The 16666-nt window shown below is 68.9% G+C and carries 16 protein-coding genes and 1 tRNA gene; 6 read left to right on the forward strand and 11 right to left on the reverse strand.

The features are described 5' to 3' along the window. Nucleotides 1-19 precede the first annotated feature (19 nt). On the forward strand, nt 20-1192 hold the full coding sequence (locus FV560_RS15805; protein WP_159622524.1) for an AI-2E family transporter: 1173 nt from the start codon (nt 20-22) through the stop codon (nt 1190-1192). A 14-nt stretch (nt 1193-1206) separates the two neighbouring features. Here the strand turns inward: FV560_RS15805 and FV560_RS15810 are convergent, their stop codons facing one another. Further along, on the reverse strand, nt 1207-1866 hold the full coding sequence (locus FV560_RS15810; protein WP_159622525.1) for a response regulator transcription factor: 660 nt from the start codon (nt 1864-1866) through the stop codon (nt 1207-1209). Next, complete coding sequence (locus tag FV560_RS15815; protein WP_159622526.1) at nt 1863-3566, reverse strand: GAF domain-containing sensor histidine kinase; 1704 nt, start codon at nt 3564-3566, stop codon at nt 1863-1865. The genes FV560_RS15810 and FV560_RS15815 overlap by 4 nt, the downstream gene beginning before the upstream one ends. A gap of 76 nt (nt 3567-3642) precedes the next feature. Here FV560_RS15815 and FV560_RS15820 point away from each other — a divergent pair, with 76 nt between their 5' ends. Beyond that, the gene (locus tag FV560_RS15820) at nt 3643-4482 is read left to right on the forward strand and encodes a universal stress protein (RefSeq protein WP_159622527.1); all 840 of its coding nucleotides are present in this window, start codon (nt 3643-3645) and stop codon (nt 4480-4482) included. 53 nt (nt 4483-4535) lie between these two features. Here FV560_RS15820 and FV560_RS15825 read toward each other — a convergent pair whose 3' ends face one another. Beyond that, a complete protein-coding gene (locus FV560_RS15825) occupies nt 4536-5003 on the reverse strand; it encodes a universal stress protein (RefSeq protein WP_159622528.1) in 468 nt (155 codons plus the stop codon). Between the two features lie 268 nt (nt 5004-5271). On the opposite strand from FV560_RS15825, the gene FV560_RS15830 reads away from it, so the two are divergent. After that, nucleotides 5272-7197, forward strand: coding sequence for a heavy metal translocating P-type ATPase (locus tag FV560_RS15830; RefSeq protein ID WP_235020167.1), 1926 nt, complete (start codon nt 5272-5274; stop codon nt 7195-7197). Here the strand turns inward: FV560_RS15830 and FV560_RS15835 are convergent. Together FV560_RS15835 and FV560_RS15840 are read right to left on the reverse strand one after the other, a co-directional pair. Then, nucleotides 7178-8017, reverse strand: a complete 840-nt coding sequence (locus FV560_RS15835; protein ID WP_159622529.1) for a universal stress protein — start codon at nt 8015-8017, stop codon at nt 7178-7180. The genes FV560_RS15830 and FV560_RS15835 overlap by 20 nt on opposite strands. A 187-nt stretch (nt 8018-8204) precedes the next feature. Further along, nucleotides 8205-8278: transfer RNA gene (locus tag FV560_RS15840), tRNA-Pro, on the reverse strand. A gap of 99 nt (nt 8279-8377) precedes the next feature. Here FV560_RS15840 and FV560_RS15845 point away from each other — a divergent pair. From FV560_RS15845 to FV560_RS15855, 3 genes are read left to right on the forward strand one after another with little or no spacing between them, the layout of a single operon-like run. Then, entirely contained in the window at nt 8378-9268 is an 891-nt protein-coding gene (locus FV560_RS15845) for an oxygenase MpaB family protein (protein ID WP_235020168.1), read from the forward strand. Continuing rightward, entirely contained in the window at nt 9265-9999 is a 735-nt protein-coding gene (locus FV560_RS15850; protein WP_159622530.1) for a PIG-L deacetylase family protein, read from the forward strand. Before FV560_RS15845 ends, FV560_RS15850 begins: the two co-directional genes overlap by 4 nt. 35 nt (nt 10000-10034) lie before the next feature. Further along, entirely contained in the window at nt 10035-10418 is a 384-nt protein-coding gene (locus FV560_RS15855; protein WP_159622531.1) for a hypothetical protein, read from the forward strand. A 25-nt stretch (nt 10419-10443) separates the two neighbouring features. Here the strand turns inward: FV560_RS15855 and der are convergent, their stop codons facing one another. The 6 genes from der to FV560_RS15885 form a co-directional block, all read right to left on the reverse strand. Then, nucleotides 10444-11994 carry a ribosome biogenesis GTPase Der gene (der, locus tag FV560_RS15860; protein WP_159622532.1) on the reverse strand — a complete coding sequence of 517 codons (1551 nt, stop codon included), beginning with the start codon at nt 11992-11994 and terminating at the stop codon, nt 10444-10446. 55 nt (nt 11995-12049) lie between these two features. Continuing rightward, complete coding sequence (locus tag FV560_RS15865; protein ID WP_159622533.1) at nt 12050-12754, reverse strand: lysophospholipid acyltransferase family protein; 705 nt, start codon at nt 12752-12754, stop codon at nt 12050-12052. Next, on the reverse strand, nt 12751-13485 hold the full coding sequence (gene cmk / locus FV560_RS15870; RefSeq protein ID WP_159622534.1) for a (d)CMP kinase: 735 nt from the start codon (nt 13483-13485) through the stop codon (nt 12751-12753). Before cmk ends, FV560_RS15865 begins: the two co-directional genes overlap by 4 nt. Then, nucleotides 13482-14606, reverse strand: coding sequence for a prephenate dehydrogenase (locus FV560_RS15875; RefSeq protein WP_159622535.1), 1125 nt, complete (start codon nt 14604-14606; stop codon nt 13482-13484). The genes cmk and FV560_RS15875 overlap by 4 nt, the downstream gene beginning before the upstream one ends. Nucleotides 14607-14740: 134 nt before the next feature. After that, nucleotides 14741-15586: an endonuclease/exonuclease/phosphatase family protein gene (locus FV560_RS15880; protein WP_200837741.1), complete on the reverse strand. Its 846-nt coding sequence runs from the start codon at nt 15584-15586 to the stop codon at nt 14741-14743. Between the two features lie 58 nt (nt 15587-15644). Beyond that, nucleotides 15645-16664: a DUF2332 domain-containing protein gene (locus FV560_RS15885; protein ID WP_159622537.1), complete on the reverse strand. Its 1020-nt coding sequence runs from the start codon at nt 16662-16664 to the stop codon at nt 15645-15647. Between the last annotated feature and the right edge of the window lie 2 nt (nt 16665-16666).

Genomic DNA, 16666 nt, shown 5'->3' on the forward strand with positions numbered 1-16666 from the left:
ACCGGACGGGAGGGGCATCATGGGGCTGTTCACACGTCGGCGCAGCGAGCGATCGCGTCTGGCGCAGGTCGAGGAGCCAGGACCGGGACGCACCGACGACGATCACCGGGCCGGTGCCTCTGCCCTGTGGGCTGACGGCGTCGGCCGCGTGGGGACACGGTCACTGCAGGTGCTGGCGATCCTGGCGCTGGTGTCGGTGGCGGTGTTCGCCCTGACTCGCCTGACTCTGGTGGTCATCCCGGTGCTGATCGCGCTGGTGCTCGCGGCCGCCATCTCCCCGTTGGTGGGACTGCTGCGCCGGCGCGGCATGCCGTCGGTGGTGGCAACTGCAATCTCCCTGCTCACCGTGGTGGCGATACTGGCGGGAGTGGTGTGGCTGGTCACCGTTGCAGTCGCCAACCAATGGCCCACCCTGCGCGACCAGGCACTCGACGGTTTCTCTCAGTTGCAGGAGTACATCCAGGGCCTGCCGTTCGAGATCACCGACGAACACATCCAGTCGCTGCAGGAGTCCGCACTCGAACTGCTCCAGTCCGACGCCGTCGGATCCGGTGCGATCGCCGGAGCCTCGCAGACGTTCGACTTCGTGGCCGGTCTCGCCATCTTCGTGGTGGTGCTGTTCTTCTTCCTCAAGGACGGACCGCAGATCTGGCAGTTCATGCTGCGGCCACTCGAGGGTGCGCGCTACGAGCGGGGCCAGCGCATCGGCGAGTCGACGGTGCGCACACTGGGTGGGTACATCCGGGGTACAGCGATCATCGCCGCGGTGGATGCGATCTTCATCGGGATCGGGCTGGCGATCGTCGGCGTCCCCCTGGTGATTCCGCTCGCGGTACTGGTGTTCCTCCTCGCCTTCATCCCGCTCGTGGGTGCCACGCTCGCCGGCGCACTCGCCGCACTGGTGGCGCTCGTGGCGGTCGGACCGATCCAGGCGCTCGTGGTGGTCGGGATCGTTGTTCTGGTCAACCAGCTCGAGGGCAACTTCCTCCAGCCGGTCGTGATGGCAAGGACGCTGAGCCTGCATCCGCTGGTGATCCTCGTGGCGCTGACTGCGGGCACTGTGCTCGCCGGGCTGACCGGAGCGGTGCTGGCGGTACCGATCGCTGCCTCCATCTGGGGCGCTATCCAGGTCTGGGACGGCCCGGATCTACCAGCGCGGTTCGCGCGGAAGAAGGACCGCGAGCCCGCCTAGAGTTCACCGGACGCCTACGGGTCTCGCGGCCTCGCCTTCCTCAGGGTCTCGCCCTGCTGCACGCCGAACGCCACCGCCTGGGTACGGCGCTCGAACCCAAGTTTGAGGAACAGACTCGTCGCGTAGTTCTTGACCGTCTTCTCGGCGAGCCCGAGCCGGGCACCGATCTGCCGGTTCGTCAACCCTTCGGTGATGAGTGCGAGCACCTGACGTTCGCGGAGGGTGAGCGCGTCATAGCGCGGATCCTCACGTGTGACCGGTCTGGCGTGCTCGGCGACGTGCTCGGCGACGCGTCTGTCAAGCAACGAGCGGCCTCCCGCAACGAGGCGGACATCGCGCACCAGAGTCGAGCCGACGACGCTCTTGCCGACGTACGCCGACGCCCCCGCCAGCACCGCGGCCACGGCCGCTTCGTCGTCGTCGTAGGCGGTCAGGATGAGGCACTTCGTCTCGGGGAACTCCGACCGGATATCCCGGCACAGATCCATCCCATCGCCATCAGGAAGTCGCAGGTCGAGCACCGCGACATCAGGACGAACGGCGCGCACGCGCGGCAGCGTGTCAGCGACCTTCGCAGCTTCACCGACAACCTCGATGTCGTCCTCCCGCCCCAGCAGGTCGGCGATCCCTCGCCTGACGACCTCGTGGTCATCCACCAAGAAGACGCGGATCATCGTGCACCGCCCGGGGCCAGCGGCACCCGCCACGCAGCGGTCGTGCCATCGGGGCCAGAACGCAGTTCAAGGTCACCACCGCGCCGCTGCGCTCGCTCCGAGATGTTCGCCAGCCCGCTACGGTGCCCCGCGAGGTCCATCCCGCCCCCGTCGTCATCGACCACGAGTTCCAGCAGGTCGCCTCGTGCTCGGACCTCGACGCGCACGTGTTCTGCGGCCGCATGACGGACCACATTGCTGAGCAATTCACGTGCGACGGCCATGACCTCACCAGCCAGCTCACTGCCAGCGAGGATGTCCACCGGTCCGGCAAATTCGACATCGACGTTCCGAGGCAGGTGGCGAGAGACTTCGATCGCCAGGTCCAGCACCCGATGGCGCAGTGTCTGGCGCTCCGAAGCGACCGACCTGAGCGCGAAGATGATCGTGCGGATCTGCGAAATGGCGTCGTCGATCGCGTCGACGGCAGTCCGCAGCCTTTCGGCCTCAGCCGTCGGCACCGAGCCTTCGAGTGAGTGCAGCTCAAGGCCTGCTCCGAACAGCTGCTGGATCACCCGATCATGCAGGTCTCGCGCAATCCTGGCCCGGTCCTGGCTCAGGAGCATGCGCTGGTGCTGCTCACGCGCCTGTGCCAGTTCCATGGCCAGAGAGATTCGGCCGGCAGCATCGGTCACGGCATCGACCTCCGCACGCCCGAACGCCCGCCCTCGTGGCTGCCTGCCCACCGCGAGAACGAGCGGCTCGATCCCAGCGGGCGCGAACCGGACGAAAAGCACCGGCCCCGTACCGGAACTGTCTTGGACTGCGAGGGCGTCTGCATCGCTGAGCGCGGTGGTCGCACCGCTACGAGCCACTGGTTCACCGCTCTCCAGCACGAGAACGGCGGCCGTCTCCTGGGTGGTGAGGAGCCCGCCGTCGCATCGAGCCGCATCGGTACCCCTGGCCGCGATGATCCGTGCTGTGAGCGGTTCCTCCCCCGGTGCAAGTACGGCGACGCGGGCGACGCTCAGCGCCTCGAACACGGCGTCGGCGAGCAGGGCCGGCACACCGTCAGTGCCGGTCTGCGTCAGCACGGCGGAGACGTGGGATGCGATCGCTGCCCATCGTTCTCGGTCACGTGCGGCGGAGTACAGACGGGCGTTCTCCACGGCTATCGCAGCCGTTGCCGCCAGGGCAGTGACAAGCCCCTCGTCCTCATCGGTGAAGTCACCACCACGCTTCTCGGCCAGATAGAGGTTGCCGAAGACCTCCTCGCGGATACGTATCGGGACACCGAGGAAGCTCGCCATCGGCGGATGCCCGTCCGGGAATCCCACCGAACGCGGATCATCGGCGATGTGCTGCAGACGGATCGGCTCCGGGTGCGTGATCAGGGCGCCGAGCACACCGCGCCCCTCGGGCAGCCGGCCGATCCGCTCCACTGTGCCCGGATCCATGCCCACATGCACGAACTCCTCCAGCCACCCGTCCGGCGCGAGGACCCCCAGGGCACCGTAGCGAGCGTCCACCAACTCGACGGCGACTTCGGTCAGGCGACGCAGCACCTCCGGCAACTCAAGATGGGAGACGACCGCGTCGGTCCCCCGGATCAGCGCGCGCAGGCGCGCCTCCGAGTCTGTACTCGAGCGGTCGATCTGGCCGTACGGTTCGTCCAACGGTGGCACCTGCACGTTCCGATCTTCAGGCTCCGGAGTGTGCACGGTACCACCGCCCGCGACACGTCACCACGGGACCTAGGCCCCGCTCGCCGGCGCCGCTGCGGCTGACGATGGTGTGATGCAGAACGACATCGGGGGCAGCTCGAATTCCCATGACGACATCGCGGCGACGGCAGCGGGACCGGCCATGTACGTCGTCGGCATCGATGGCAGCGCCTCGAGTCGTGGCGCGCTGAGCTGGGCGCTGCAACGAGCACGCAGCTCGGGTGCGGCATTGACGCTCGTCGCCATCGTGGACGCCGAGTGGGCGGCTGTGAGTGAGGAGTTGTTCACGCAACTGCACTCGACTGTCTCAGCACGCGTGGAGAGCGAGCTGAACTGGGCTCGCCTGGCCGAACCCACTGTCACGATCACGGCCCGGGTGCAGATCGGAGCGCCGATGCCGCGACTCGCCGATGCGGCGGCAGGGACGCAGCTGCTGGTCGTCGGCACCCACAAGTCCGGCTACATCCGCGGGAAGGCGCTCGGTGCCCGCAGCGTGCAGCTTGCCCTGCGAACCACGACTCCGGTGGCCGTGGTACCCCGACTCGGAGAGCGGAGCCGCTCCGGCGTCGTCGTCGCGGGCGCGGGTGGCGGCGCTGGCTCAGCGATCGCGTTCGCTGCTCGCGAGAGCGCCCGGCGCGGTGAGCCGTTGATCGTGGTGTGTTCGAGCCCCCCGGCCGATCGCGACCGGGTGCTCGAGCACGCGCGCCGTCAGGCGCTTGCCGTTGCCCCGGAGGTCGAGATCCGGACGCGGTGGACCGAGCAGGACCCGGCCGAACTACTGATCGCGCTCTCGAGCAGCACTCTCACGACGGTGATCGGGAAAAGATCGGGGACAGAGGCGAGGCTTGGACGGATCGCAATTGAGGTGCTCATGAACCTCGCTGGACCGGTGATCATCGTGCCTGGAGCGTGAGACGGCCCGCGCCATGCCTCTGCGCGGGCCGCCGTGGCTCTCTCTTCGGGTCGCTACTGCCCCTCAGCCGGTACGACCAGCACTGGGCAGTGAGCGTGCGAGACACACGCCGAACTGACCGATCCCAGCAGGAGCGCAGCGAGGCCGCTGCCGTGCCCGCGTCGTCCAACGACCAACATGGCGGCACCACGCGCTGCCTCGACCAGTTCCTCTGCCGGCCTCCCCTCGCGCAAGGTGAGTTTGCACCAGGCTGGGCGGCCCGCAGGGAAGACCGCTCCCACCGCGGTGTCGAGAGCACGGCTGGCATCCTCGGCTGGGTCCCACTGAAGATCGAGGTACACACCCCCCAGTGTTACGGGGGTGGAGGCCCAGACGGCGATCGCTTCGACGTCGTAGCCGAGTTCGCGCGCGAGCCTCGCACCCTGACGCAGAGCCTCGTGAGAGGCCCGTGAACCATCGACACCCACCACGATCCGGCGGGCCCGGTCCTCGTCACGAGCCTCAGGCACACTGCTGGTCATGATCGACTCCTCTCCGGAGTCCGCGCCCACGAACCTTCCACGGGCACTCGCGCGCGCACCGCCGCGACAGGTTGCTCAGTTGCCTCGATCAGACGGATCTCATCCACGGGTGGCTCCTTTCGCCGTCGTGACCAGGAAACGCCCACGGCAAGCGCAGCGGAAGAGCCATTGGTCCCGTGACGAAGTGCACACCCGCGGCGCACCTCCTTGACCTCACCGCGGGACTTTCGCCCTACTTCACGGCTTCGGCAGCGACCACGATGGGAACATGACCACGACAGATGACGCCGTCGAGGCAAGGCCGACGGAGTTGCAGATGCCGACTTCGACCTCATCGAGGTGGGCGAATCTGGTTCGGTATCCGTGGGTCCTTGCCACGCTCGCAATCGCAGCGCTCGGCGGATTCGCTCAATTGACGCCCTGGCATGCGTACGCCTGGGTACTGCCCGCCGGCTACGCCCTTCTGGTGGCCGGGCGATCCGCGTGGCGAATGATACGAGAGCTGCGACGGGGAACGTACGGGATCGACATCCTCGCATTCACGGCGATCGTGGCCTCCGTCGCGGTGGCAGAGGCATGGGCAGCCCTCGTCATCGTGCTCATGCTCACCGGAGGCGAGGCATTGGAGGACTACGCGTCCGCGCGAGCTCGGCGCGATCTGACCGCACTCCTGTCCCACGTACCGCGGGTGGCTCACAAGGTGACCAGCGACGGCACCACCACCGACGTCCCGGTTGACGTGATCGCTCCAGGTGATCAGGTCCTGGTGCGGCCCTTCGAGATCGTGCCCGTTGACGGCTCTCTTCTGACCGGATCAGCCACGTTCGACGAATCCTCTCTCACGGGAGAGAGCCTCCCAGTCGAACGGACAGCGGGCCAGGAAGTACTCAGTGGCGGGGTGAACGGCTCGACGGCAGTTGTGCTCTCCACCACGCACGCTGCCCGGGACAGCCAGTACCAGCAGATCATCACGTTGGTCGAGGATGCCTCCGCGAGCAGGGCTCCGATCGTCCGCCTCGCCGACCGCGTAGCGATCCCATTCACGGTCGTGGCGCTCGCAATCGCCCTCGGCGCGTGGGCTCTCTCGGGTGATCCGGCGCGACTCGCCGAGGTGCTCGTGGTCGCGACACCATGCCCGCTCATCATCGCGGCTCCGGTCGCATTCCTCGCGGGTACAGGACGCGCAGCGCGGAGGGGAATCATCGTCAAGAGCAGCGCGACGCTGGAGAGCCTACGGCGGGTGCGAACCATTGCCTTCGACAAGACGGGCACGTTGACGCGCGGCGCGCCCTCGCTGGTCGAGGTCCGCGCCGCTGGAGGACTCACCGATGATCAGGTACTGCGATTGGCTGCCTCGGCAGAGCAGTACTCCAGCCATGTGCTCGCGGCGGCGGTGATCGGCGCGGCACGTTCGCGTGAACTACCCCTCTCGGGGGCCGAGACCGCGCAGGAGGTGCCCGCACATGGTGTCACCGCGCTCGTGGACGGGTCCTCAGTGGTCGTCGGAAAGCGCACCTATGTCGCTGACGCCGTGGGGGTGTCCCTTGAGGGCACCACGATCGGGCCGGGTGAGATGGCTGTCTATGTCGCGATCGATCGTTCGTACGCGGGAGCGCTCGTGTTCAGCGACGAGGTGCGGCGCGAAACCCCGCACACGCTCGAGCGACTGCGTGAACACGGAGTCGAGCACATCGTGATGCTGACGGGAGATGATCGTCTCACTGCTGACCACGTAGGCCAGCCACTGAGGATCGACGACATCCGAGCGAACTGCCTGCCAGCAGACAAGGTGGATGCGGTGACCAACCTCCCGCACCGTCCGGTCGCGATGGTGGGCGACGGTGTGAATGACGCGCCCGCCCTCGCCGCCGCGGACATCGGCATCGCGATGGGAGCGCGCGGATCGACCGCTGCTGGTGACTCGGCGCATGTGGTCTTGCTGCGCGACGACATCTCCACCGTCGCAGACGCTCACACGATCGCACGCGAGACGGTCACGGTTGCGTTGCAGAGCATCTGGGTCGGCATGACGCTCAGCGCCGCGTTGATGATGATCGCGGCGTTCGGCGCACTGCCGGCCCTGATCGGCGCATGGTTGCAGGAGGGTGTCGACGTGGTCGCCATCCTCTGGGCCTTGCGCGCGGGTCTGGCCCACCCGTCGACTCCGCGCGAAGCTAGCGCACGACGACCGTGACCGTCCCCATGCCGGCGAGCACCTCCTCGCTCGTCGATCCGAGCATGAACCGTGCGACCCTCCCCCGACCATGGGATCCGACCACGGTCAACCTCGCCCCTTGGGCGAGGCGGTTGATGGCCTGTCCCGCCGATGCACGCTGCACGAGACGGCGAACCTCCAGGTCCGGATAGTCGACGAGCACCGGTGCCAGTGACTCGGTGAGAAGGTCTTCAGTCGCCTCCTGCATCCCGGCGAGGTACTCGGTGGGATAGGAGCGTACGTGCAACGGGAGCGGCACCGTCGTCCAGGTGCTCACGGCCGTGAGCCGGTCACCACTCGCGTGCGCCTCTGCGGCAGCAAAACGGAGCGCGTTGTGAGAGAGCTCGGAGCCGTCGACGCCCACCACAACGCCGGCCCGGCCCGTGATGTCGATGTCCGGTACCACGACGACCGGGCAGTGGGCGCCGCTCGCTATGCGAATGCCGTACGGCCCGCGCGGCGACTGCGCCCCTGGGCCGCGATAGTCGCTGCCGATCACGAGCAGATCGACACTCTCAGAGGCGTCGACGAGACAGTCGACGAAACCTCCGCGCTCGAGGCGGGTCGTGACAGGCACACCTCGGGCCCCGATCCGCTCTGCCTCCTGAGCGAGCAACGCCTCCGTGAGCTCGAGGGCGTGCTCGAGCACGGGCGCCTCACTGAGCGCACCGGACGCGGAACCGACGATCGAGATCAGTTCGATGCTGCCGCCGCGACGGATGGCACGTTCGACCGCCCACTCCGACGCCCTGCGTGCGGCCGAACCGTCTGTCAGCCCGACCAGTATCCGCTCGCCCATGTCGCGTCCTTCCTCCTGCGCTGTAACCGAGCGTACCGTCGCCCGCTAGCACCACTGGTGTTGATCGGAAGTCCGGTCGCGAGGCAGCAGCGGCTCAGAGAGGTCACCGTAGTGTCCTCCACGACCGGATCGCATCCCACCAACTAAAAAGTCCCGGAAACCGTTGAGTTTCCGGGACTTCTCTCGGTCGGGCTGGCGGGATTTGAACCCACGACCCCTTGACCCCCAGTCAAGTGCGCTACCAAGCTGCGCCACAGCCCGAGGGCCCGCTGAGCGAGCCGGAGACGACACTACCGCAGCCCTGGCTGTTCCTCCCAATCGGTGACGCATCGGGGGTGCGCCATAGGTCACACTGGTCTCGTGCACCCGCTCCACGAAGCCCGGCGCCGGATGAACACGGCGCTCATGCAACGTGTCGCGGGCCCCGACCCCGCCGCGGCGCAGCACCGTATCCATGCCACGCCGGGTCCACGCTGGTTCGAACCTGACTCCCCGATCGGGGTCGTGCACGGAGATGCCTCGATGTATATCGGGGGCATCCGCGCGCTGCTCCTGCAAGCACTGCATCCGCTGGCGATGGCGGGCGTCGCCCAGCATTCGCGTTACCGCGACGACGTGTGGGGGCGCCTGGCCCGGACTGCCACCTACATCGCCACCACCACCTACGCCACAATCGAGCACGCCGAGCAAGCGATCGCTATCGTGCAGGCGGTCCATGCCCGCATCCGCGGCATCGCACCGGACGGGCGGCCGTACCGCGCCGACGATCCGCACCTGCTCACGTGGGTGCACATCGCCGAGATCGACTCCTTCCTCACCGCTCATCGACTGTTCGGCGCCCGCCGCCTCTCCCCCGCCCAGCAGGATGTGTACGTCCGGCAAGCCGGCACTGTGGCCACCCGCCTCGGTGCGACTGAGGTGCCCAGTAATGTCGCTGAGCTGACCGGCGCCCTGAACCGCTACCGGCCCGAGCTCGCCGTCACGCCGGAGGCCAGGGAGGTCGCTGCGTTCCTCCTGCACCGCCCACCCGTACCGGCCGTGGCACGGCCCGGATACGCCCTGCTCGCGCGTGGCGCCGTCGTCAGCTTGCCCGACTGGGCCCGCGTGCAGCTGCAGCTACCCCGGCCGGTCCGGCGCTCCTCCCTGCTGGCGGGCCGAGCCGGTACCGCCGCCGTCCGCTGGATCACCACCGCCGCCCCCAGGCACACACCCGACCCCACCAATCACACCACCGCCGAGGAGATCCGATGACCGATCAACCCCGCCTTCCCGAGATCGACGAGAACTGGACGACCGCTCTCGCCGTCGTCGCCCACCCTGACGACCTCGAGTTCGGAACCGCTGCCGCGATCGCGCGCTGGACTGCGCAGGGCAAGCGCATCATCTACTGCATGGTGACCTCGGGTGAGGCCGGTATCGACGCCATTCACCCGGACGAGGCGGGCCCGCTGCGTGAGCAGGAGCAGATCGCCTCGGCCCGCGTGGTGGGTGTGGAGGAGGTCGAGTTCCTCCGATTGCCCGACGGCGTCCTCGAGTATGGTCTGCCGCTGCGGCGGGCCATCGCAGCCCAGGTGCGCAAGCACCAGCCCGAGATCGTCATCACCGGCAACTTCCGCGACACCTGGCCAGGCGGATTCCTCAACCAGGCCGACCACATGGCGGCCGGGCGTGCCACGCTCGACGCCGTCCGTGACGCCGGGAACCGCTGGGTGTTCCACGAGCAGCTCGGTGACGGCCTCGAGCCATGGAATGGCGTCCGGCAGGTCTGGCTCGCCATCTCGCCGCAGTCGACCCATGCCGTCGACGTGACCGAGACGTTCGACGATGGAGTCGCCTCCCTGAAGGAGCACGCCGCCTACATCGACGGGCTCAGCTGGGAGTTCGATCCGGTCGCCTTCCTGGATGAGCTGTGCTCCGCCGCCGGTCCCGCGCTCGGCGTGAAGTACGCCACGACCTTCGAGGTTCTCGACCTGGACGGGTGACACGGGCGGCCACGGTGCCCGGTACTGTCGTTCCGATGACAAGCGAGCGTTCCACGTCGGGAAGCAGGGACCGTCCCGGCCCGCCGCGTCGGCGAGACCGGCTCGGCATCATCCGCGCCCGTTGGCTGGTCACGACGCTCGCGATCGTCAGTGCCGCCGCAGGAGTTAGCGCGACGGCGTTCGCGATCGCCGACCCCGCTGGATTTCGCGCCTTCATCACCCAGGTGACCGATCTACGGATCGCTGCCTTCGTGTTCGGCGCTGTCGCACTCGGTGGTTCGATGGATCAACCCACGTCCGGGCCTGGGCTCCGGCCACCGACGGGCTGGCGCCGTGGCACCTTCGTCCTCAGTGTCGTGGGCCTCGTGCCAGGACTCGTGCTGCTGATCATCGGCCTGATCGGCTGGCTCAGCGGCTAGTTCACGAGCGAGCCCGTTCACTCCCTCAGCGCCGCCGCTTCTCCCGCACCCGGACGCCGATCGAGATCGGTGTGCCCTCGAAGCCGAACGTCTCTCGCAGCCGTCGCTCGACGAACCGTCGGTAGGCCGGATCAAGGAACGCGGTGGTGAACAGGACGAAGCGCGGTGGCCGGGTGCTTGCCTGGGTCGCGAACAGGATACGCGGTTGCTTTCCGCTGCGCACGGGGTGCGGGTTGGCGGCAGTGAGCTCACCCAGGAAGGCGTTCAGGCGACCGGTGGGGACGCGGGTGTCCCACGACGACAGCGCCACATCGAGTGCACGTACCAGTCGGTTGGTGTGCCATCCGGTACGTGCCGCGATGTTCACGCGCGGCGCCCATGGCACCTGGACGAGCTGCTGCTCGATCTCGCGCTCGAGGAACGATCGACGGTCCTCGTCCACCATGTCCCACTTGTTGTAGGCGATCACCAGGGCGCGTCCGGCGTCGATCACCTGCTGCACCACCCTGACGTCCTGTTCGGTCATGGGCACGCTCGCGTCGATGAGGACCACACCGACCTCCGCCTTCTCCAGCGCCCCCTGCGTCCGTAGTGAGGCGTAGAAGTCGGCACCCGAGGTCTGGTGCACACGACGGCGGATCCCGGCGGTGTCGATGAACCACCAGGGACGATCTCCCAGCATCACCAGCTCGTCCACCGGGTCGCGCGTGGTGCCCGCGACGTCGTCGACGACGACGCGCTCCCCACCGGAGATCGCGTTCAGCAACGAGGACTTGCCTACGTTCGGCCGGCCTACGAGGGCCACCCGCCGCGGTCCTCCCTCCGGGATCCGGCCCGCGACGGCGGAGGTCGCCGGCATCAGGTCGAGTGCGGCGTCCAGCAGGTCACCCGAGCCCCGTCCGTGCAGCGCCGAGATGGCATGAGGCTCGCCCAGTCCGAGGGACCACAACAGCGCCGCGTCCGCCTCGCCCCGCTGGTCGTCGACCTTGTTGGCCACCAGCAGCGTGGGCTTGCCTGCCCGGCGCAGCATCCGCACTACGTACTCGTCCTCGTCCGTCGGCCCGACCACGGCGTCGACGACGAAGAGCACCGCATCGGCCAGTGCGATGGCGATCTCTGCCTGGTCGGCCACACGGCTGCCCAGCCCCTTGGCGTCGCGCTCCCAGCCGCCGGTATCGACCACGGTGAAGTCACGACCCGCCCACTCGGCCGGATAGCTGACGCGGTCCCGGGTGACGCCCGGGGTGTCCTGGACCACCGCCTCGCGCCGCCCGAGGATCCGGTTGACCAGGGTCGACTTGCCCACGTTCGGCCGGCCGACGACGGCCAGTACGGGAGGCGGCCCGGCAGGAGTCTCGCCCGCACGCTCCTCCTCGGAGGCCTCGAGCAACGACAGGTCCTCATCTTCGAGGTCGTAGTCGCTCAGACCGGCGCGCAACGCCTCGGCACGGCGGGCGTCCTCGTCGGTCTCGGCGAGGTCGGGGACGACGCGCTCGACCCAATCGAGGTCAGTGGGCTCGCCGGAGTCGCTGGCGCGGGGCGTGGAGGAGTTCGGCTGATCGGTCACGTCGGCCATTCTCCCCGCCGGGGCGGGTTCTGCCCAACTCGCCCCACCCTGTCGACAGATCGCCTCAGATCTCTGTGCTGCGCGGCAGCGCCACACCGTGGCGTTCGGAGGCAGCGTGCACGTGTGTGCTCAGCTGCTGCTGGATCTCCCCCATCGCCTCGGTGATGGCGCTCCGGCCCACACCCACTCCCGGGTCCACCGCCTGGAACGGCTCTCCGAACTCGACCACCAGCCGACTCCGGAAGCCGGGAATGTACCCGGGCTTCTGACCCGCCGGCCTGGTCCCCAGGATCGCCACCGGCAGCACCGGCGCGCCGGAACGGACCGCGAGCCACGCGATCCCGGCCTTGGTCTGCTTCACGTCGCCACCGCCGCGCGTCCCCTCCGGGAAGACACCGACGAGCCGGTCTTCATTCAGCAAGGTCAGCGCCGTCTGCAAGGCTGCCCGGCCGTTGCGGCGGTCCACCGGGATCTGGCCCGCACCGCGCATCAGGAATCCGATCACACCGGAGAACATCTCCTCTTTGATGATCATGTGGGATTCGCGCGGGATCACACCGTGCAGCAACGGACCGTCGATGATGCCGGTGTGGTTGGCGGCCACCAGCAACCGGCCGGATCGCGGCATCCGGTCGGCACCGACCACGCGGGTGTTCCAGACGCCCCGCGCCAGGAACCGGCCGACGCGGCGCGACCAGGTGGGGCCCCAGCGCTTGATCTGGTCGGCGGTGATGCTCTGCCCTGGGGAGGCCGGTCGATCCTCGCTCATGACGAGCTCCTCTGCGCGGTCGAGACGATCTGGTGCACGGTGGCCACGGCTTCCTCCAAGGTCAGCGCGGAGGTGTCCACGGTGATCACTCCGTCAGCCGCCGTGGTGAAGTTTGACACCGTCGAGTCGTCAGCATCGCGCCGGATCACCTGATCGCGTGTGGCAGCCACGGCTGCCTCGTCGGCGGTGCCGTGGATCTCCTGGGCCCGTCTGGCGAGGCGGGCCTCCTCGGAGGCGAGGAGCAGGATCCGCACGTCCGCGTCCGGTGCCACCACGGTGGTGATGTCCCGACCCTCGGCGATCACGCCGCGCCCCCCGCTGCGGGCTTCGTGCCCACCGGTCCCGCGTCCGCTCTCGACCGCGATCACCTCACGCTGCCGGCGCTGCAGCTCTGGACGCACCTGCCGGTTGGTGGCGACGGCGCTCACCCGGGTGGAGATCTCGGTACTGCGGATCACCACGCCGACGTCCTCACCGCCGACGACGAACGCCGGGTTCACAGGATCGGTGCTGATCTCCAGTGGCATCTCTCGCACGAGGTCCGCCACGGCGTCAACGTCGGCGAGGTCCACGCCCTGCCGGATGCACCACCAGGTCGCGGCGCGATACATCGCGCCGGTGTCCAGATAGGCCAGTCCTTCGCTCGCCGCGACACGGCGGCTGATGGTCGACTTGCCCGACCCGCTCGGGCCGTCGATCGCCACCACGATCCCGGGCACGCTGCCGGTCATGGCGCCACCACCCGCCAGCCGCGCTCCTCCAGCGCCTGCTCCAGGGGCTGGGCCGCCTCCGGGGTCACCGACACGATCGCCATACCCACCTTCTGCTTCGGGGAGTGCTCCATCTGGAAGTCCTCGATGTTCACGCCGATCTCCCCCACCTCGGAGAAGAGTCGGCCGAGTTCGCCGGGTTCGTCGGGCACGAGCACGATCACCTCGGCGTAGCGCCGTCGGGCTCCGCCGTGCTTGCCCGGAACCCTGGCCACGCCGTCGTTGCCGGCGGAGATGAGCCGCGAGATCCCGGAGACGGCTCCCGGCGCGAGCGGCCCCTCGGAGGCGGCGCGTTCGACGGCGTCGAGGAGGGTGTCGAGCTCAGCGCGGACTGTACGCAGCAGCCCGCTGACCGCGGGAGCATTGCCGGTGAGGATGGCCGACCACAACCGCGGGTCGGAGGCAGCGATCCGGGTGACATCGCGCACCCCTTGCCCGGCGAGCGCGAGGGCTCGGTCGGGTGCCTCCACCAGCTGCGCCGCCATCAGCGACGCCATCAGCTGCGGTACGTGTGAGATCAAGGCGACGGCCTCATCATGCTCGCCCGCGTCCATGGAGACCACGGCTGCCCCGGCATCTGAGGCGAGTGCTCGCACGGCCAGGACGGCACGCTCGGCGCTGCCGGAGTGGGCGGCGATCACCCAGGGGCGGCCGGTGAACATGTCGGCGGAGGCAGCCGCCGCTCCGGACTTCTCGCGGCCCGCCATCGGGTGAGATCCCACATAGCGGCTCAGATCCAGTGCCGGGTCCGCCTGTGCCTCGATGCGCAGCTCGGCCAGGAGAACCGACTTCACGCTGGCCACGTCCGTCACGACGGCGTCCGGGAACCTGCGTAGGGCGGCCGCCACTTCATCCGAGGTCACATCGGGCGGGACAGCGACCACGACCAACTCCGGCACTGGTGCGGATTCGATCGTGCCGGCGCCCAGGTCCCGCGCGAGGGCGAGCATGGATGGCGAGGTGTCAGCGAGCGTGACAGGGACGCCACGAGCGGTCAGCGCCAGCCCGATACTGGTTCCCAGGAGCCCGGTACCGACGATGTGCACCGGGCCACGGGTCGCAGTCGGGTCGTCGGCGGTCACGACGTCACACCCTACCGGCACCACGCCGCGACCTGGCCCCGTGCTCCCCGGGCAGACACCCGGGGAGCACCAGATCGACGGTGACACGGGGGCAATGCTGCTGAGCGTCGCTCAGTACTCCCGGCGCGGCCCCTCTACTCCTGCACGCCGCGCGGCACGGCGAGGTCGATCACCACGGGTCGGTGATCGGAGGCCTGGGCGGCGAGTGCGGTGTCCGGGACCACCGCGTCGAGCACGGTTACTCCGTCGGAGACCGTCACGTAGTCGATACGCCGGTCCGGCGCATCCGCCGGGAAGCTGAAGCCGGAGCCGTCGCCGGCTTCGTCCCAGGCATCGGTGACCACGGTCCACAGGGGTGCGAGCTCAGGCGCCTCCGGCCGGGCATTGAAGTCACCCATCAGGATCTGGGTGGCGCCGGACCCGTCGTCGGCGAGGATGTCCAGCGTGTCGGCGACCTGCATCTCGCGCACCGTAGGATCACCGCGGTAGTCGAGATGCGTGGAGTACACGTGCACGCGTGCTCCTTCGGCCTGCACGACTGCCTCGGCGAAGCCCGGTGCCGGAGCCGGCTCGGGGGTGTCTGACTGCGTGGACAGCCGGGTCAGATCGTGGTTGGTGAACTCGATGATCGGATACTCCGAGAGGACGGCCACGCCAAACTCGGCACGGGGCCCACCCTCCTCGCCCGGGGCGAAGGAGTAGATCGGTGCGAAGCCGACATTCATGTCCAGCGCATCGGCGAGCTCGGCAGCGAGATCGAGGTCGAGGCTTCTTGCACCCCAGTGGACATCGACCTCCTGCAGCGCGATCACATCGGCATCGAGCTCGTCCAGGATCGCGATGGTGCTGTCGAGGTTGAACTCGCCATCCGCATCGCGACCCGCTGCGATGTTGTAGGAGACCGCACGGAGCTCGACGGGAGGCGGAGCGGTCGGAGGCTCCGCTGACGCCGGAGCGAACGAGCCTGCGAACCCGATCAAGGCTATTGGAGCCGGTGAGTACGCAGCAACGGTCCGGCGCCTCCCGGTTCCGCCCGGCTCAGGCGGACGTTGCCCACCACTCCAGATCGCGTCCGTGCGGGTGAGCCGTCCCGAGTGCACGCCCATCCAGGCTGAGTACGAATCGATGCGCGAGATCGTCGGCACCGAAGGTCTCGAGACCGTCGACACCGAGGTCGCGGCTCACCTGCAGCCCCTCCAGTCCGATCCGGTGCACCCCCAGCTCATCGAGCACCGCGGCGAACCGACGGCGTCTTTCCCGATCGAGATACGCGGCAGCCGCGCTGTGGGTCACCACGATGCGCGCCGGGCCCGCGACCGCCCGCAGCGCGGCCACGGCGTTGGGAACGTCCTCGGGGAACAAACCTTCACGCATCGGCACCTCGTGCCGCGAGGCCACCTCCAGCGCGGCCGCGAGCCGGTCGGCGCGATCGGTGTGCTCGGGCCATACGAGGCACCGCAACCAGCGGCGCTCGTCCGGATCGCTCACGTCCACGGGGTGGGCGTCCAGACCGAGCCGGGCGACGACGTCGGGATGTTCGCTGGGCAAGGGTGGCGCCCCACGAACGCCCGCCTCCAGCAGCACCGTGTCTCCCGCCGTCATGTCGCGGGCGTGGAGGCGCGTCGTGCGTCCCTGCTCGTCGGTCCACGCATACGACCACACGTCCGGCAAGAGGCACAGCCCCGCGCTGGCACCGAGCTCGAGGAGCGCCAGTGGTCCATCGAGCAGTCCGAGTGCGGGCAGCATGACGGCGCAACGCGCGGCCTCGTTCGTCTGGGTCGCGCGCCTGTGCATGAGCGCAGCGATGTCGGTGGCCCGCTCGTGGAGCAGCGCCAGGGCCGCCGTCGGATCGTCCACTGGCGCGCCGATCCAGCGCAGCGCGCCGAAGAGCAGGTTCGGCTGCCGCTTGTGCACCGGCAGTTCCTCGAGGAAGGCGAGAGTGGGAGCCGAGTCCGCGACCGCCCGGGCGAGGGCGGCGTACTGGGGTGAGGACTCCTCGGCCTCCACCTGCGCCCATCGCCGGTAGAACTCTGCCGTGTCCGCCGCCTGGGTCTGCACCG

Origin of the sequence: Ruania rhizosphaerae, from assembly GCF_009805705.1 — a bacterium.
Lineage (GTDB): Bacteria > Actinomycetota > Actinomycetes > Actinomycetales > Beutenbergiaceae > Ruania > Ruania rhizosphaerae.

Bases quoted from the DNA above. Each gene is read 5' to 3' on its own strand.
- FV560_RS15805 (WP_159622524.1), top strand. From the start codon at position 20: ATGGGGCTGTTCACACGTCGGCGCAGCGAGCGATCGCGTCTGGCGCAG.
- FV560_RS15810 (WP_159622525.1), bottom strand. From the start codon at position 1,866: ATGATCCGCGTCTTCTTGGTGGATGACCACGAGGTCGTCAGGCGAGGG.
- FV560_RS15820 (WP_159622527.1), top strand. From the start codon at position 3,643: ATGCAGAACGACATCGGGGGCAGCTCGAATTCCCATGACGACATCGCG.
- FV560_RS15825 (WP_159622528.1), bottom strand. From the start codon at position 5,003: ATGACCAGCAGTGTGCCTGAGGCTCGTGACGAGGACCGGGCCCGCCGG.
- FV560_RS15830 (WP_235020167.1), top strand. From the start codon at position 5,272: ATGACCACGACAGATGACGCCGTCGAGGCAAGGCCGACGGAGTTGCAG.
- FV560_RS15835 (WP_159622529.1), bottom strand. From the start codon at position 8,017: ATGGGCGAGCGGATACTGGTCGGGCTGACAGACGGTTCGGCCGCACGC.
- FV560_RS15850 (WP_159622530.1), top strand. From the start codon at position 9,265: ATGACCGATCAACCCCGCCTTCCCGAGATCGACGAGAACTGGACGACC.
- FV560_RS15855 (WP_159622531.1), top strand. From the start codon at position 10,035: ATGACAAGCGAGCGTTCCACGTCGGGAAGCAGGGACCGTCCCGGCCCG.
- der (WP_159622532.1), bottom strand. From the start codon at position 11,994: ATGGCCGACGTGACCGATCAGCCGAACTCCTCCACGCCCCGCGCCAGC.
- FV560_RS15865 (WP_159622533.1), bottom strand. From the start codon at position 12,754: ATGAGCGAGGATCGACCGGCCTCCCCAGGGCAGAGCATCACCGCCGAC.
- cmk (WP_159622534.1), bottom strand. From the start codon at position 13,485: ATGACCGGCAGCGTGCCCGGGATCGTGGTGGCGATCGACGGCCCGAGC.